At 38.2% G+C, this 16,526-nt stretch carries 13 protein-coding genes, 1 rRNA gene and 1 other annotated feature; of the genes, 12 read left to right on the forward strand and 2 right to left on the reverse strand.

Annotation, left to right across the window (positions count from 1 at the left end; translation table 11 throughout):
* The 4 genes from rrf to asnB all read left to right on the forward strand — a co-directional run.
* A 5S ribosomal RNA gene (gene rrf / locus EW028_RS26420) occupies nt 1–75 on the forward strand; the annotation flags it as partial.
* Between the two features lie 268 nt (nt 76–343).
* On the forward strand, nt 344–1,807 hold the full coding sequence (guaB, locus tag EW028_RS23430) for an IMP dehydrogenase (RefSeq protein WP_004233999.1): 1,464 nt from the start codon (nt 344–346) through the stop codon (nt 1,805–1,807).
* Nucleotides 1,808–1,948: 141 nt separating this feature from the next.
* Nucleotides 1,949–3,280: a D-alanyl-D-alanine carboxypeptidase family protein gene (locus tag EW028_RS23435; RefSeq protein WP_131522626.1), complete on the forward strand. Its 1,332-nt coding sequence runs from the start codon at nt 1,949–1,951 to the stop codon at nt 3,278–3,280.
* A 99-nt stretch (nt 3,281–3,379) separates the two neighbouring features.
* Nucleotides 3,380–5,218 carry an asparagine synthase (glutamine-hydrolyzing) gene (gene asnB / locus EW028_RS23440; protein ID WP_131522627.1) on the forward strand — a complete coding sequence of 613 codons (1,839 nt, stop codon included), beginning with the start codon at nt 3,380–3,382 and terminating at the stop codon, nt 5,216–5,218.
* A 15-nt stretch (nt 5,219–5,233) separates the two neighbouring features.
* Here the strand turns inward: asnB and pdxR are convergent, their stop codons facing one another.
* Nucleotides 5,234–6,658, reverse strand: a complete 1,425-nt coding sequence (gene pdxR / locus EW028_RS23445; RefSeq protein ID WP_131522628.1) for a MocR-like pyridoxine biosynthesis transcription factor PdxR — start codon at nt 6,656–6,658, stop codon at nt 5,234–5,236.
* Between the two features lie 102 nt (nt 6,659–6,760).
* Here pdxR and pdxS point away from each other — a divergent pair, with 102 nt between their 5' ends.
* From pdxS to EW028_RS23475, 6 genes are all read left to right on the forward strand, one after another.
* Complete coding sequence (gene pdxS, locus EW028_RS23450) at nt 6,761–7,645, forward strand: pyridoxal 5'-phosphate synthase lyase subunit PdxS (protein ID WP_131522629.1); 885 nt, start codon at nt 6,761–6,763, stop codon at nt 7,643–7,645.
* Between the two features lies 1 nt (nt 7,646).
* The gene (gene pdxT, locus EW028_RS23455) at nt 7,647–8,210 is read left to right on the forward strand and encodes a pyridoxal 5'-phosphate synthase glutaminase subunit PdxT (RefSeq protein ID WP_131522630.1); all 564 of its coding nucleotides are present in this window, start codon (nt 7,647–7,649) and stop codon (nt 8,208–8,210) included.
* A gap of 49 nt (nt 8,211–8,259) precedes the next feature.
* Nucleotides 8,260–8,479 (forward strand) — a binding site (T-box leader).
* Nucleotides 8,480–8,554: 75 nt separating this feature from the next.
* Nucleotides 8,555–9,835, forward strand: coding sequence for a serine--tRNA ligase (gene serS, locus EW028_RS23460; RefSeq protein WP_131522631.1), 1,281 nt, complete (start codon nt 8,555–8,557; stop codon nt 9,833–9,835).
* A 141-nt stretch (nt 9,836–9,976) separates the two neighbouring features.
* Nucleotides 9,977–11,311, forward strand: coding sequence for a sigma 54-interacting transcriptional regulator (locus EW028_RS23465; RefSeq protein ID WP_131522632.1), 1,335 nt, complete (start codon nt 9,977–9,979; stop codon nt 11,309–11,311).
* Nucleotides 11,312–11,419: 108 nt separating this feature from the next.
* On the forward strand, nt 11,420–12,751 hold the full coding sequence (gene brnQ / locus EW028_RS23470; protein WP_131522633.1) for a branched-chain amino acid transport system II carrier protein: 1,332 nt from the start codon (nt 11,420–11,422) through the stop codon (nt 12,749–12,751).
* A complete protein-coding gene (locus EW028_RS23475; protein ID WP_131522634.1) occupies nt 12,748–14,343 on the forward strand; it encodes an amidohydrolase in 1,596 nt (531 codons plus the stop codon). The genes brnQ and EW028_RS23475 overlap by 4 nt, the downstream gene beginning before the upstream one ends.
* 95 nt (nt 14,344–14,438) lie before the next feature.
* Here EW028_RS23475 and tadA read toward each other — a convergent pair whose 3' ends face one another.
* A complete protein-coding gene (gene tadA / locus EW028_RS23480) occupies nt 14,439–14,954 on the reverse strand; it encodes a tRNA adenosine(34) deaminase TadA (protein ID WP_131522635.1) in 516 nt (171 codons plus the stop codon).
* Nucleotides 14,955–15,160: 206 nt separating this feature from the next.
* On the opposite strand from tadA, the gene EW028_RS23485 reads away from it, so the two are divergent.
* Together EW028_RS23485 and EW028_RS23490 are read left to right on the forward strand one after the other, a co-directional pair.
* Entirely contained in the window at nt 15,161–15,496 is a 336-nt protein-coding gene (locus EW028_RS23485; protein WP_016995255.1) for an ArsR/SmtB family transcription factor, read from the forward strand.
* 20 nt (nt 15,497–15,516) lie between these two features.
* Entirely contained in the window at nt 15,517–16,470 is a 954-nt protein-coding gene (locus tag EW028_RS23490) for a cation diffusion facilitator family transporter (RefSeq protein ID WP_131522636.1), read from the forward strand.
* The last annotated feature ends 56 nt before the right edge of the window (nt 16,471–16,526 follow it).

Raw genomic sequence — 16,526 nt, forward strand, 5'->3', positions numbered from 1 at the left:
GAACACGGAAGTTAAGCTCTTTAGCGCCGATGGTAGTTGGGGGCTTCCCCCTGTGAGAGTAGGACGTCGCTAGGCAAACAAAACAGTCAGCTGTGTGCTGACTGTTTTTTATTTTCTCTTGATAACTTTTAACTTTACTAAAGAGTTTGTTCTAATGTGTTTTTGAATTTAAAAAATGCAAATAAATGCCTCGAAAATGTAGTTAATTATTTGTATTGTTTATCTTAATTGTTGTTTGTTAAAAATCTGAATTGTCTTTCTTTTATAAGTTCCTTGACAGTAGCAGTCCACGTTGTTAATCTTACAATTAATATTCTTTTAACTATAGGAGGAAGTTACGAAAATGTGGGAGACTAAATTTGCCAAAGAAGGTTTAACTTTTGATGATGTATTATTAGTACCAGCTCATTCCGAAGTACTACCGAAAGATGTTGATTTATCTGTTCAATTAACACCAAAGATTAAATTAAACATCCCAATGGTCAGCGCAGGTATGGATACAGTTACAGAGTCTAAAATGGCGATTGCTATGGCACGTCAAGGCGGTATCGGTATTATCCATAAAAATATGGGGATTGATGAGCAAGCTGAACAAGTAGAAAAAGTAAAACGTTCTGAAAATGGTGTTATTACAAACCCATTCTTCTTAACTCCGACACATCAAGTTTTCGATGCTGAGCATCTAATGGGTAAATACCGAATCTCTGGTGTTCCTATTGTTGATAGTATGGAAAATCAAAAGCTAGTAGGAATTATTACAAACCGTGATTTACGTTTTATCTCTGACTACTCTTTAAAAATTGAAGATGTAATGACGAAAGAAGATTTGATTACAGCTCCAGTTGGAACGACTTTAGAGGATGCTGAAAAAATTCTTCAACAATATAAAATCGAAAAGCTTCCAATTGTAGATGAAGAAGGTAGATTAACTGGACTTATTACAATTAAGGATATCGAGAAAGTGATTGAATTCCCGAATGCTGCGAAAGATACACATGGCCGTTTACTAGTAGGCGCAGCAGTTGGTGTATCAAAAGATACGATGGTACGTATTGAGAAGCTTGTAGAAGCACAAGTTGACATTGTTGTAATCGATACAGCCCATGGTCATTCAGAAGGCGTATTACAAACAATTCGCTCAATTCGTGAGACTTACCCTGAGCTAGAAATCATCGCTGGTAATGTTGCTACAGGAGAAGGCGCACGTGCATTATTTGAAGCAGGAGCAGATGTTGTTAAAGTAGGTATCGGTCCTGGTTCTATTTGTACTACACGTGTTGTAGCAGGTGTAGGTGTACCACAAATTACAGCAGTATATGATTGTGCTACAGTAGCTCGTGAGCTAGGTAAAACAATAATTGCTGATGGTGGTATTAAATACTCTGGTGATATCGTCAAAGCTCTAGCAGCTGGAGGCAACGTTGTAATGCTTGGTTCACTTCTAGCAGGTACATCTGAATCTCCTGGAGAAACAGAAATCTTCCAAGGACGTCGCTTTAAAGTTTATCGTGGTATGGGTTCTATCGGCGCAATGGAAAAAGGCTCTAAAGATCGTTACTTCCAAGAGGATGCAAAAAAATTAGTACCTGAAGGTATTGAAGGCCGTCTTCCTTATAAAGGACCATTAGCTGATACAATCTACCAACTGATTGGTGGTATTCGCGCTGGTATGGGTTATTGTGGAGCTCCACATCTTGAGCACCTACGCGAGAATGCACAATTTGTTAGAATGACAGGTGCTGGTCTACGTGAATCACATCCACATGATGTACAGATTACAAAAGAATCACCAAACTATTCCATGTAATATATTACTTGCAACTTTTATGCTTTCGCATCGTCTACAAAGATGGCGCGAGAGCATTTTTTTATGGTAGAGAGTCAACACGTTTGTTGTTATCTATGATAAAATGTCGAGGACAAGATTATTTTTTGGAGGGCTTTAAAGGTGAAAAAGAAAATGAACACCGTATTACGCTTACTCCTAATTCCTGTTTTATTATTTAGTATTTTTGCAGGTATTCCTGCCAATGCAAATGCAGAAACAGATTTAGGATTAACAGTGGATGCTGCGATTTTAATTGATGCAGATTCAGGAAAAATTTTATTTGAACAAAATGCAGATACTTCACTAGGTATTGCAAGTATGACAAAGATGATGACTGAATACCTGTTATTGGACGCGATTGATGCAGGGACAGTTAAGTGGGATCAAGAATATCACGTAACAGATTATACGTATCGTATGTCTCAAAATCGTGCATTAAGTAATGTACCTTTACGTAGAGATGGCACTTATACGATTCGTGAGCTATACGAGGCAATGGCAATCTATTCAGCAAATGCAGCAACCGTAGCCATTGCTGAAACGATCGCAGGTTCTGAAACTGAATTTTTAAAGTTAATGAATAAAAAAGCAGAAGAACTTGGTTTAGAGGGCTATAAATTTGTCAATGCTACTGGTCTTAATAATGCTGATTTATTTGGTATGCATCCATCAGGCACAGGACCAGAAGATGAAAATGTGATGCCTGCAAAATCTGTAGCAAAATTAGCATATCATTTATTAAAAGATCACCCAAAGGTATTAGAGACATCTAAAATTGCAAAAAAGACATTCCGTGAAGGGACAGAAGATGCAATTAAAATGTCTAACTGGAACTTTATGTTACCGGGGTTAGTGTATGAATATCAAGGTGTAGATGGATTAAAGACAGGTACAACAAACTTTGCAGGTCACTGCTTCACAGGTACTGCAGAGCGCAATGGTACTCGTTTGATTGCAGTTGTAATGAAGGCTGTTGATGCAAATGGACAAGGGTCCTATGAAGCTCGCTTTGATGCCACAGCGAAATTATTTAACTACGGCTTTTCACAATTCTCAAAGCAAGAAATTTTACCAGGGAACTATACATTCAAAGATCAAAAAACGGTTAAAGTGACAAAAGGTAAAGAAGACAAAGTATCGATTGCAGTAAAAGAACCAATTTCATTTATGATTAAGTCTTCTGATAAAGACTTATATAAACCTACATTGGTTTTAGATAAAAAGAGTTTAGAGGCAGACGTTAAAAAAGGCACTGTTGTAGGAAAGGTCGTTATTGAACGCACAGAAGGCACAGATTACGGCTTTATCGATGGCAAGGATATTTCATCCGATGTTGTCACAACAGAGGCTGTAGAGCGTGCTAGCGGTATCTCATTGTTCTTCCAAGGTGTAGGTAACTTCTTCGGTAATTTATGGGGAGGCATTACAGACTTTGTTGGTGGATTGTTTTAATATTTAAATACGAGCACATGAATGTACGTAAGCATTCATGTGCTTTTTCACATTTTTACACGCTATAGCATACGCTAATAGGCGAAAGGATGTGGCTAAATGTGTGGTATTACAGGCTGGGCTAGTTTTCAAAAGGACTTAAGAACAAGTGACACAATAGTAAAATCAATGACGCAAACATTAAATAAGAGAGGGCCAGATGATGAAAATATTTGGTGTAGTGAGCATATTGCATTTGGCCATCGACGGTTGGCTGTTATTGATTTAATCGGTGGCAAACAGCCAATGAAAAAAATCCATGATGGTTTGAACTATGTCATTACATATAATGGCGAACTTTATAATACAGAGGAGCTACGTAAGGAACTTCAAAAAAGAGGGCACAGCTTTACAACACAATCGGATACTGAAGTACTATTAACTGCCTATATTGAATGGAAAGAGCAGTGTGTAGAATTTCTAAATGGTATTTTTGCCTTCGGTGTTTGGGATGAGCAAACGCAGTCTTTATTTTTGTGTCGAGACCGACTAGGCGTAAAACCCTTGTATTATACAGAGCAACAAGATGGTGTACTTTTTGCATCTGAAGTGAAGGCTCTGCTAGCACACCCTACGGTTCAAGCATGTGTAAATGTTGAAGGGTTGGCAAGTATGATGGCTGTAGGGCCTTCTAGAGAGCCAGGTAAAACCCTTTTTCAAAATATTAAAGAATTACGACCTGGCTATGCTATGCGATTCTCTAGAGAAGGAGGTTTAAGAAGTTGGCCGTATTGGCAGCTACAAAGCCGTAGACATGAAGAAACATTAGGAGAAACGATTGAACATGTTGGTTTTTTGTTAACGGATGCTATTGAACGTCAGCTAGTTTCGGATGTACCCATTTGTACGTTTCTTTCAGGAGGACTAGATTCCAGTATTATCACAGGCATAGCAGCAAATAGATTCCAACAGCAAAGCCAGCAATTGCATACGTATTCTATTGATTATGAAGACAATGAGCGCTTCTTTAACCCACATTCTTTCCAAACCTCCACAGATACGTACTGGATTCAAAAAATGACAGAAACTTTCAAGACAGCTCACCACGCAGAGGAAATCACCCAGCAACAGTTAATTGATTTATTAGTAGAATCGGTCATTGTTCGCGATTCCCCAGGTATGGCAGATGTGGATTCCTCGTTATTATGGTTTTGTCGGGAAATAAAAAGGGAATTTACTGTAGCGCTATCAGGAGAGTGTGCAGATGAAATTTTTGGTGGTTATCCATGGTTTAAAGATAGGACTACTGGTTTCCCTTGGATACGTTCATTGTCTGAAAGAAGTGCATTACTCCAAGAGAAGTGGAACAACAAATTAAAAATTGAAGCCTATGCACAACAACTATATACACAAACAATAGCTGAAGTTCCTTTGTTAGATGGAGAAGGTCTAGCAGAGGCAAAGCATCGCGAAATGTCCTACTTAAATATGCTATGGTTTATGCAAACATTATTAGAGCGGAAGGATCGTATGAGTATGGGGGCAAGTTTAGAGGTACGTGTCCCTTTTGCAGATCATCGGCTTGTAGAATATGCTTGGAATATTCCGTGGGAAATGAAGAATTTGGATGGAATAGAAAAAGGATTACTTCGAAAATCAATGGCACATCTATTGCCGAATGAAGTGTTATATCGTAAAAAAAATCCTTATCCAAAAACATATCATCCTGTCTATACAGCAGGAGTGCAAAAATGGTTGAAGGAAATTCTACATGATAAAAATTCAATCTTGCATGAACTATTTGAACGACAAAAGCTTGCGGAGTTAATTGAATCGGGAGGTAGCTCTTTTAAGGTTCCATGGTATGGGCAATTAATGGCAGGTCCCCAGCTTTTAGCTTATCTAGGGCAAATTCATACTTGGTTTGAGCATTATCAAATTCAATTAATTGAGACTTAATATAAAATGACCTATCTACTCACTGGTAGATGGGTCATTTTTTTGTATGCTCCAGCAATCCATCAACTGCTCAATGGATGATTCGATTGCTTGTACGGGAATCCCTCCAAAACCTAATAAAAATTGAGCTTGTGAAGATTCATAATGATCTAGTCTATAGGCTGATAATGGATAAATACCGATCTCTGCTTGAGAGGCGAGCTGTTGTAATTGTTTTTCTGAAAATGTGTGTTGAACCTCTAATAAAATATGCATACCCGCTTGTTCACCAGTAATGTTAATGGATGATGAATATTTTTCTAAAATAGAAGTTAATTTATCATGTTTTTTACGATAAATTTTACGCATACGATTGAGGTGCTTTGCAAAATGCCCATCACCCATAAAATTTGCTACAATATGCTGATCAAAACGAGGCACAGTGGAAGAGTAATAATTAAAGACATCGTTATAAGTGGCAAGTAGTTTAGGTGGAAGTACAAAATAAGCTACTCGCAAGGATGGCATTAAAGATTTGGTAAAAGTACTCATGTAAATCACTTTATCGTTTCGATCTAATGCGTGTAGGGCAGGAATTGGTTTACCAGCATAACGAAATTCCGAATCATAATCATCCTCAATAATATAGCGAGAGGTGCTTTGTGCTGCCCAATTTAAAGCCTGTGCTCGTCTTGTAGCAGATAATACAGCCCCAGTTGGGAATTGATGTGAGGGTGTAATATACACAACATTCGCATTTGTTTTTTCAAGATCATGAATAATTATGCCCTCTTCATCAACTGCAATTGGGTAAACTTTTCGTTTATGCTGGGAAAACATTCGATGGACGGCAGGGTATCCTGGGTTTTCTAATGCAAAGCTAGTGTCCTCACTAAAAAGACGGAGAATCATAGGGAGGAGCTGCTCCGTCCCTGAACCAATAACAATTTGTTCAGGGTGACATACAACACCACGGGATTGATATAAATAATTAGCAATCTCTGTGCGTAAAGACAGTTCACCTTGTGGTTCCCCTGTTAATAATAGCTCCTTTGAGGTATCGTCAAAAAGCTCTTTTGCATACTTTCTCCATGTTTGAAATGGAAAAGCATCGATATCAATAGATCCTGGATTAAAATCGATTTTGTAAGACTTTTTCTTAGGATATTCATTAATGGATGCCATAGTATCTTGTTGAATGTAGGGCAGTTCATCTATTTCTTCTACAAAATAGCCAATACGTGATTTGGACATAATATAGCCTTCAGCTAATAGCTGAGCATAGGCAATTTCAATTGTTGTTTGGGAAATGTTTAAAAAATCAGCTAATTTTCTTTTTGAAGGCAGTTTTTCTCCTACAGTTATTTTTTTAGAAATAATAGCCTCTTTAATACCGTTATAAAGCTGATCATAAAGCGGTTTATCACTATCTCTTTCAAGCTGGAATAAAAGCATATCCATAATCTGAAACCTCCTGACCCTATAAATATTTTGAAAACTGGATATTTTTATATGGTCAATTTCTATTATACTAAACTTCATCATAAAGGTGGAGGTTAGAAAATGAAACAAACAGGTACAGAGCTAGTAAAGCGTGGAATGGCAGAAATGCAAAAAGGCGGCGTCATTATGGATGTCATTAATGCAGAGCAAGCAAAAATTGCAGAAGCTGCAGGTGCTGTAGCAGTTATGGCATTAGAAAGAGTACCTTCAGATATTCGGAAAGCAGGTGGCGTTGCACGCATGGCTGATCCTCGTATTGTTGAGGAAGTGATGGGGGCAGTAACTATTCCTGTGATGGCCAAAGCACGTATTGGTCATATTGTTGAAGCACGTGTCTTAGAAGCAATGGGTGTTGATTATATTGATGAAAGTGAAGTTTTAACACCAGCAGATGAAGAGTACCATTTATTAAAAAGTGAATACACAGTACCGTTTGTGTGTGGCTGTCGCGATTTAGGGGAAGCAGCCCGTCGTATCGGGGAAGGTGCCTCGATGTTACGAACTAAAGGTGAACCAGGTACAGGGAATATTGTGGAGGCCGTTCGCCATATTCGTAAAGTAAATGCACAGGTTCGTAAAGTCGTAGGAATGACAGAGGATGAATTAATGACAGAGGCGAAATTACTAGGAGCTCCTTTCGAGTTATTAAGAGAAATTAAACGTCTTGGTCGTTTACCAGTAGTAAACTTCGCAGCAGGAGGAGTGGCGACGCCTGCCGATGCAGCCTTAATGATGGAACTTGGAGCTGATGGCGTTTTCGTTGGCTCAGGTATTTTCAAATCTGAGAACCCTGAAAAATTTGCACGTGCCATTGTAGAGGCGACTACTCATTATAAAGACTACAAGCTTATTGCAGATATATCAAAAGAGCTCGGCTTGCCAATGAAGGGGATTGATATTGCACAGCTTGGACACAACGAGCGTATGCAAGAGCGAGGTTGGTAGCATGAAGCGAATTGGTGTATTAGCATTACAAGGAGCAGTTCGTGAGCATATACAAATGTTAGAAGCTCTTGGTTGTGAAGCAACTCAAGTAAAACAAAGAAAGGATTTAGGAAGCCTAGATGGACTTGTGTTACCAGGTGGAGAAAGCACAACAATGAGAAAATTGCTGGATCGATTTGATCTGCTAGAGCCAATTCGTGGACTTGCACAGAAAGGATTACCGATGCTTGGTACATGTGCGGGATTAATTTTATTAGCCAAGGATCTAATTGAAGATGAACCACATTTGGCTGTGATGGACGTGACTGTAGCAAGAAACGCTTATGGACGTCAGGTGGATAGCTTCGAAGTACAACTAGATATTCCTAAAGTAGGTGTAGGGATTCCAGCAGTATTTATTCGTGCACCTCATATTGAAGCGGTAGGTAAAGATGTTGAAATTCTTGCACAACATGAAGGGAAAATAATCTTGGCACAAGATGGCCATTTATTGGGTTGTTCGTTTCATCCCGAATTAACAGAGGATACACGAATTCTTGAATATTTTGTAACCTCTATGGTATGACTTGCAAAATTTGTTTTCATATAGTACAGTATGGTTAAATTTTAAATAACTGAACACGATGATGGGAAGTAGTAGCAAGCACGTTTTTTTTAGAGAGTCAGCGGCTGGTGGAAGCTGATAAAAGCACTTGTGAATCCGTCCTGGAGTTGCACAGTCGAAGTGAATGAAGTAGGCTGTAGCCGGCTGAAATGCCGTTATGAAATAAGTGGATTAGGCAGAAATAGGTCTAGTCAATTAGGGTGGCAACGCGGGTAGCTCTCGTCCCTTTTTAGGGATGAGGGCTTTTTTGTGTTCATTTCGCTGCAACGATTTTCCATCATGAAGAAACTATTGGAGGTATGAAGATGTTAGATATTAAACGCGTACGCGATAATTTCGCGGAAATTAAAGAGATGTTATTAACACGTAATGAAGATTTAGGAAATTTAGATGACTTTGAAGGCTTAGATGCAAAACGTCGTGAATTAATTGCGAAAACAGAAGAATTAAAAGCAGAACGCAATAAAGTATCTGAACAAATCTCAGTTATGAAACGCAACAAAGAAAATGCTGATGAAGTCATTGCTCGTATGCGTCAGGTTGGCGATGAAATTAAAGAATTAGATGTACAATTAAATGATGTTGAAGAACGCTTTAAAGATATGATGATGCGTTTACCAAATATCCCACATGAATCTGTACCAGTAGGCACAACAGAGGATGACAATGTTGAAGAATATACGTGGGGTGAAATTCCGACATTTGATTTTGATATTAAAGCACACTGGGACCTTGCAACGGATTTAAAAATTGTAGACTTTGAACGTGGCGCGAAAGTAACAGGTAGCCGTTTCTTATTCTATCGTGGTCTTGGTGCTCGTTTAGAACGAGCATTAATGACATTCATGATGGATTTACATGCAGAGGAGCATGGTTACGAGGAAATGCTACCACCTGTCATTGTTAATCGAGATAGCCTAACAGGTACAGGGCAACTTCCGAAATTTGAGGAAGATGTATTCAAATTAGAGGAAACAGATTATTTTATGATTCCAACTGCAGAAGTACCAGTAACGAACTTCTATCGAGATGAGATTTTACCGGCTGAAGCTTTACCACAAGGCTTTGCAGCGTATAGTGCTTGCTTCCGTTCAGAAGCGGGATCTGCAGGTCGTGATACACGTGGTTTAATTCGTCAACACCAGTTCAATAAAGTAGAATTAGTACGTTTTGTAAAACCAGAGGAGTCATACGAACAATTAGAGCTACTAACAAGTCATGCAGAAAAAGTATTACAATTACTAGGCTTACCATATCGTAAGTTAAAAATGTGTACAGCTGATTTAGGTTTTACTGCAGCGAAAAAATATGATTTAGAAGTTTGGATTCCTGCACAAAACATGTACCGTGAAATTTCTTCTTGCTCTAACTTTGAGGATTTCCAGGCACGACGAGCAAATATCCGCTTCCGTCGTGAGCCAAATGCAAAACCAGAATATGTGCATACATTAAACGGCTCAGGTCTTGCCATTGGCCGTACAGTTGCTGCTCTTCTAGAAAACTACCAACAAGCTGATGGCAGCGTAGTAATTCCTGAAGTTTTAAGACCTTATATGGGCGGTAAAGAAGTAATCGCACCAAAATAAACGACAGATAAAGCTATTTTAGACAATTCCTTTATGGATGTTCTAAAATAGCTTTTTTGTGTTGCAAAAATTGAATTCTCTCATAATTTTTGAAAATTCGTTATAATGGGTAATATTCATGGGGACAAGGGGGAGAAATTCATGGAATTGCAACAATTTGCACAGGCTTTCAGTGAATTTGATAATGTTTTAATTACAGATGATAAAGGCTGTGCAATCTTTTATGATTTAGCAGATTTAAATATATTATTGGAAATCGGCTTAACACCAGATGAATTTTTTCACAGCACTGTGACTGATAATTATCAAAATTTATCACCTGAGACAAGTACTGTCTTTCAAGTCATACAAACAGGGCAGCCAGTTTTATACTATGAACAACAACTGACAACATTGAACGGTTTTAGTTATTTATCACTGAGTTCGACCTATCCCATTATGGAGCATGGAAAAGCCATTGGTGCCATTGAATTTTCAAAACATTTTTATGAAACTAAGCAAATTAAATACCTAGATAATTTCCTGGGACATAAATTATATCGAGATAATCATACAACCTATCGTTTAGAGGATTACATTACAACAAACGCCGAAATGAAAACTCAACTTGAAAAGGCACGTCGTAGTGCTCAAAAAAGTGCACCCGTTTTACTAACTGGGGAAACTGGAACTGGGAAAGATATAATCGCACAAGGCATACACAATGAAAGTGAACGCTATACAAAGCCGTTTATTACTTTGAACTGCTCAACATTGACAGAGGATAATATATTTACGCAGCTATACGGCTCGGACAATGAAGCAAAAAGTGGAAAATTACAAGAGGCTAATGGTGGGACGCTACTCATCGATCACCTTAATTTATTGGATATATCTTTGCAAGCGAAACTTTTACATGCGGTAGATATAAAGGTGTTAAATGGTGAGCCCTTGGATATAAGGTATATTACTACTGTCAATGAAGATGTGGACAAACTATTAGCTGAAAAAAGGCTACGCGAGGACTTATTTTATCGCTTAAATGTTCTTCAAATTGATTTGCCACCGCTAAGATTAAGGAAGGAAGATATTCCCCTTATCCTTGATTTTTATATACAATTTTACAATGAACATACACTACAGAAAAATGTAAGCTATTGTAATGAAGTAATTCAGTTATTTTATGCCTATCATTGGCCGGGGAATGTGCGTGAACTAAAAAATGCCCTTGAATCGGCATATAATAATTTGCTTGGGGATGAAATACTTGTTGAACATGTTCCAGAGAGGATTAAAAAAAATGTTCAACATTCAACTCAATCGATCATACAAAACAACCAATCTGGACATTTACGAGATTTAACGGAAGCCTACGAGCGTCTAATTATAGCGGAAAAGTTGCGTGAAACTGATGGACGATTAGCGGAAACAGCTAGACGTTTAGGTATTTCTCGTCAATTACTAAAATATAAGTGTTTAAAATATGAATTGCTGTAAAAAAAATTTTACAAAAAGGGGATAAAAATTTATCTCCTTTTTTCGTGTTATTAAATTTTTTATTATTTAGATAAATCTTCTGTAAACGATTATAAAGGGGTTGAGGATATGTCTAAAGTTGTACAGCATACGATAATCGTGGGGCTAGCCTTATTTGCTATATTTTTTGGTGCTGGGAATTTAATATTTCCGCCATCCATAGGTAATAGTGCAGGGGAATCATGGATTTCCGCTCTGATGGGCTTTAGCTTAACGGGTGTTATTTTACCTGTGCTTGCGGTGTATGCAATTTATAATACTGGGGGAACTGTGGAAGCGCTCACAAGACCAATCGGAAATTGGTTTTATAAAGCCTTTAATACGGTCATGATGGTTTGTATTGGAATGGTTGTCACAATACCGAGGATGTCAGCGACAACTCATGAATTAGGAGTATCACAAATTATTCCGAACGTACCTTTAATTGTGTCAGTATTAGCATTTTTCGCGATTTGCTTTTACTTTGCGATGGACCAATCAAATGTGATCGATAAGATTGGCAAATGGTTGACGCCTGTTCTTGTTCTTATCCTTATTATCCTCATTGGTAAAGGGGTATTAGACCCAATAGGAGCAGCAATTAATACAGGAGCAGAAAGGGTTTTTGCCAACTCCATAATAGCAGCCTATCAAACAGGGGATGTGGGAACCGGTATTCTTTGTGCGCCAATCTTTTTAGCAGCAATAGTAGGCTATGGCTATAAAGGGAAACAATCTAAAAAAGTCGCGCTTGGTGGAATGGCTATTGCTGCAATAGGGTTAATTGCAGTATATGGAGGTCTACTTTATTTAGGGGCTACAAGTAGTGGCATCATCACAAATTCGGGCAGTGATACAGAACTATTAGCGGGCATTGCCTTTAGTGTCATTGGTAATTTGGGTAAAGCGTTACTAGCTATATGTGTTGTTTTTGCCTGCTTAACATCAGCGATTGGCGTCATGGTCATATCCTCACAGTTTTTAAATGAACTAACAAAAGAGAAGCTTGGCTATAGAACGTGGGTCTTTATTATGTGTGTAGTAGGCGCAACTATTGGCTCCTTAGGTGTAGGTGCCATCGTTGAAATTACATTGCCGATTTTCTTGGTAATTTATCCAGTCATTATTGTACTTGTGCTACTGGGAGCCTTTGATCGTTTTGTACCAAATGCAGGAGCCTATAAAGGAACTGTCCTATTTGCATTTCTAGTAAGCGTCGTTGAAACATTTGCTAGCTATGAAATTACGATACCTGGTGTGACACAGTTGGTCATGCATTTACCATTGCAGTCTAGTGGATTTGCTTGGATTATGCCATCTATTGTTGGCTTTATTATCGGTACTATTTTGCATAAGGTGCTGAAAGCAGAAGATCCTGAAAAATCTACTTTTGGTATGGAAGAAATAGGAGTTGAAAAATGATGAAAATTATTTGTAACGCAAAGATTTATACGGCAGATACTAATCAGCCATCTGCAACGGCTATGGTAATTGAAGAAGGAAAGGTACTTTGGATTGGACAACAGGAAGATTTACCTCCCTATAAGGGAGAAGTAATAGAGGTACAAGGAAAGCTCATTATTCCTGGGATTATTGACGCTCATATGCATCCCATTATGTTAGCAGATGTTATGGAACAAGTGGCTTGTTTACCTCCATATATTTATTCTATTGAGGATATAATTAATGCATTAGCAAACTATGATGCAAGTCAGCGGGGATGGCTATTAGGCTGGGGCTATGATGAAGGGAAACTAAAGGAAAGAAGAGCGCCTTTAAAAGAGGACTTAGACCGTGCCTCTACAGAGTTACCTGTTATTGTTATGCGTACATGTGGTCATATCATATCGGTCAATAGTAGAGCATTAGCAATCGCAGGTATTACGAAGGATACACTTGATCCACAGGGTGGACAAATCGATCGTGATGAAAATGGGGAACCTACAGGCATACTGCGTGAAAATGCACGTAATCTAGTACTACAGCATTTACCTACACCATCTGAAGAAGAGATTGTCAAAAGGCTTCTAAAGCTATCACAAACTTTGGCATCCTATGGTGTAACAAGTATTACAGAATTAATGGCCACGGTAGCGCCTATTGATTATTTAGGCCTGTATCGTAAAGCCCGAGAAAAAGGTTTTAAGCAACGCGTAGCAGTTTATTATATCTGGGAGGATATTCAACGATATGAGCTGTTAACAGCAAATACTATTGATCGTTCTGCAGGAGCCTATATCGGAGGCATTAAGCTATTTTCGGATGGCAGTGTTTCAGGCCGTACAGCACTTGTTTCTGAGCCATTTTTGGGAAGTGATGAAAAAGGCATAGCGATGACTTCGAAAGAGGAGCTGCTAGCGGCTGCTGCGGTAGCAAAAGAATATGGTATTCAATTAGTGGTTCATGCAATGGGGGACAGAGCCATTGATCTAATTGTCGACACATTTTATGAGGAAAAGGCTTGGTTAACAGATGCACCGTCTGTTCGTATTGAGCATGCAGCCATGCCATCTAAAAGTGCCTTGCAAAAAGCTGCTGAATGGGGGATAGGCTTTGTGCCACAACCCATCTTCTTATTTTGTGAAATTGAGAGTTATTTAGAGAATCTAGGGCTAGAAAAAACACAGACATTATATGGTGTACAAACATTTCTCAAGAGGGGGATTGCGACAGCGCTCTCTTCAGATGCACCTGCTACATCATGGGCAGAAGCGGCTAATCCCTTTGTGACGATACAAGCAGCCGTTACACGAACAGCTTATGATGGCACAGATTTAGGCGCCGCAGAAAAAATCTCTGTAGAGGAGGCATTACAGCTATACACAGTTGATGCCAAGACGATGATTCGTATGGAGAACGTTGGTCAGTTAAAAGAGGGCTATGAAGCTAATTTTGTTGTACTAACAGACGATTTGCTGACGCTTTCACATAACCAGCTTATGCATGTAAAACCATTCGCTACATATATCGAAGGAGAATGTGTTTTTACACAATCCACTATTCAAGCTCAATAAATTAGTTATGAAGATGGTCGCTGCTACGACATATTTCATATATATCGCCATTCCCTTAAATATTAAAGAAGGTGTCTCATTAGGAGGCACCTTCTTTAAAGACCATTTACATCGTTGGAAGCTAATCGTGCTTTTTTCTCAGCTTTTTTACGGTCTCGTAATGCCTTAAAAAAGTCTGTTAAAATTTGACCACATTCCTCGGCTAAAATCCCTTCTGTTACATCACATTCATGATTAAAGCGTTCATCATTTAATAAATGGTAAAGAGAATCTACACAGCCAGCTTTTTGATCTCTTGCCCCATAAACAACTCGGGGTACACGTGATTGGAGAATGGCTCCTGCACACATTGGACAAGGCTCCAATGTAACATAAAGAGTAGTATCCTCCAGTCGCCAACTCCCTATTTTTTTGCAGGCTTCTTGAATCACTAACAGCTCCGCATGTGTTGTTGCATTTTGCGTTGTTTCTCTTAAATTATGCGCACGTGCAATGATTTTCCCTTCATAAACAAGTACTGCACCAATTGGTACTTCCCCAAGTACTGCAGCCTGTTGAGCTTCCTCTAATGCTTGTTTCATAAATAAACGATCTGCGTCAAAAATATCCACTCATATCTCTCCTTAACAGTAGTGTAGCGTGCTGAAGTGGTAATTGCTACTTTTACTTCTTTTCGGATGATATATTCATTTAAAATCAACGATTGACCTGTAATATGTCGAAGCATAAATACTTGTTGACATTCCTTATATATCCATATATATTTATATATGAACACATGCTCATATATAAATATTGAAGAATGGGGTAAACTTCTATGGATGAAAAATTAAACAGTTCAGAAATGCAAAAAAATATTGATCAGCATTTAGATGAAGAGACATTATTTGTAGTATCTCAGACTTTTAAAGCCTTGAGTGATCCAACACGAATTCGTATTTTAAACTTACTTTGTTCAGATGAACATTCTGTTAATGATATTGCAGAAATTTTAGATTTAGGCCAATCAACGGTTTCCCACCAATTACGCTTTCTTAAAAATTTAAGATTGGTGAAATTTAGAAGGGAAGGAACAACCTTATATTATTCTAAGGACGATGATCACATTATGAATTTATTGAAGCAGGCTATTGAGCATGCGGCTCATAACTAAAATGAAATGAGGGAATAACAATGGGACATCAACACGACCATGGCCATGATCATACACATGGTGCAAATAAAAAGGTATTATTACTGTCGTTTATTATTATTACAGGGTATATGGTAGTGGAAGCCATTGGTGGCTTTTTAACAAATAGTTTGGCTCTTTTATCAGATGCAGGGCATATGTTAAGTGACTCTATCTCTTTAGGTATAGCCATGTTAGCTTTTATGTTTGGGGAAAAAGCTGCAAGCTATAGTAAAACATACGGCTATAAACGATTTGAGATTTTAGCTGCAGTATTGAATGGCATTACATTAATAGGAATCGCATTATTTATTTTCTATGAAGCGATTGAACGATTTACAAACCCACCAGAAGTAGCTACAACTGGAATGCTTATAATCAGTACAATTGGTTTGTTCGTTAACATTTTAGTTGCCTGGATTATGATGCGTGGAAGTGATACAAAGGATAATTTAAATATGCGCGGAGCATTTTTACATGTACTAAGTGATATGCTAGGATCTGTAGGCGCTATTGTTGCGGCACTATTAATTATGTTTTTTGGCTGGGGCTGGGCAGATCCTCTTGCAAGCGTTGTTGTTGCATTATTGGTCGTACGAAGTGGCTACCATGTCACAAAAGCCTCGATTCATGTATTAATGGAGGGGACACCTTCAAATATAGATGTTCAGGAGATTATTCAGCTAATAGAGCAGACTGATGGAATAGAAAGTATCCACGATTTACACATCTGGACAATAACTAGTGGAACGAATGCATTATCCTGTCATGCAGTTGTAAATGATCAATTGAAAATAGCTGAGAGTGAGCATATCTTGCGGAAAATTGAACATAATCTTCAACATAAGGGCATTAAGCATATAACAATTCAATTAGAAACATCCTTACATCGACATGATAATTCTATTTTATGTAAATTAGAAAATGACCATGAACATCATCACGATGATAAATAAAATTTTTTATGACTTGCATACCCTTCGCGGGTATAGTATGATAATTACAAATAGGA

Origin of the sequence: Lysinibacillus sp. OL1 (assembly GCF_004332175.1) — a bacterium.
Taxonomy (GTDB): Bacteria; Bacillota; Bacilli; order Bacillales_A; family Planococcaceae; genus Lysinibacillus; species Lysinibacillus capsici.

Coding starts and splice junctions, on each gene's coding strand:
- pdxS (WP_131522629.1), top strand. CDS start 6,761: ATGAAACAAACAGGTACAGAGCTAGTAAAGCGTGGAATGGCAGAAATG.
- brnQ (WP_131522633.1), top strand. CDS start 11,420: ATGTCTAAAGTTGTACAGCATACGATAATCGTGGGGCTAGCCTTATTT.
- pdxT (WP_131522630.1), top strand. CDS start 7,647: ATGAAGCGAATTGGTGTATTAGCATTACAAGGAGCAGTTCGTGAGCAT.
- serS (WP_131522631.1), top strand. CDS start 8,555: ATGTTAGATATTAAACGCGTACGCGATAATTTCGCGGAAATTAAAGAG.
- EW028_RS23475 (WP_131522634.1), top strand. CDS start 12,748: ATGATGAAAATTATTTGTAACGCAAAGATTTATACGGCAGATACTAAT.
- EW028_RS23465 (WP_131522632.1), top strand. CDS start 9,977: ATGGAATTGCAACAATTTGCACAGGCTTTCAGTGAATTTGATAATGTT.
- EW028_RS23485 (WP_016995255.1), top strand. CDS start 15,161: ATGGATGAAAAATTAAACAGTTCAGAAATGCAAAAAAATATTGATCAG.
- EW028_RS23490 (WP_131522636.1), top strand. CDS start 15,517: ATGGGACATCAACACGACCATGGCCATGATCATACACATGGTGCAAAT.
- pdxR (WP_131522628.1), bottom strand. CDS start 6,658: ATGGATATGCTTTTATTCCAGCTTGAAAGAGATAGTGATAAACCGCTT.
- asnB (WP_131522627.1), top strand. CDS start 3,380: ATGTGTGGTATTACAGGCTGGGCTAGTTTTCAAAAGGACTTAAGAACA.
- guaB (WP_004233999.1), top strand. CDS start 344: ATGTGGGAGACTAAATTTGCCAAAGAAGGTTTAACTTTTGATGATGTA.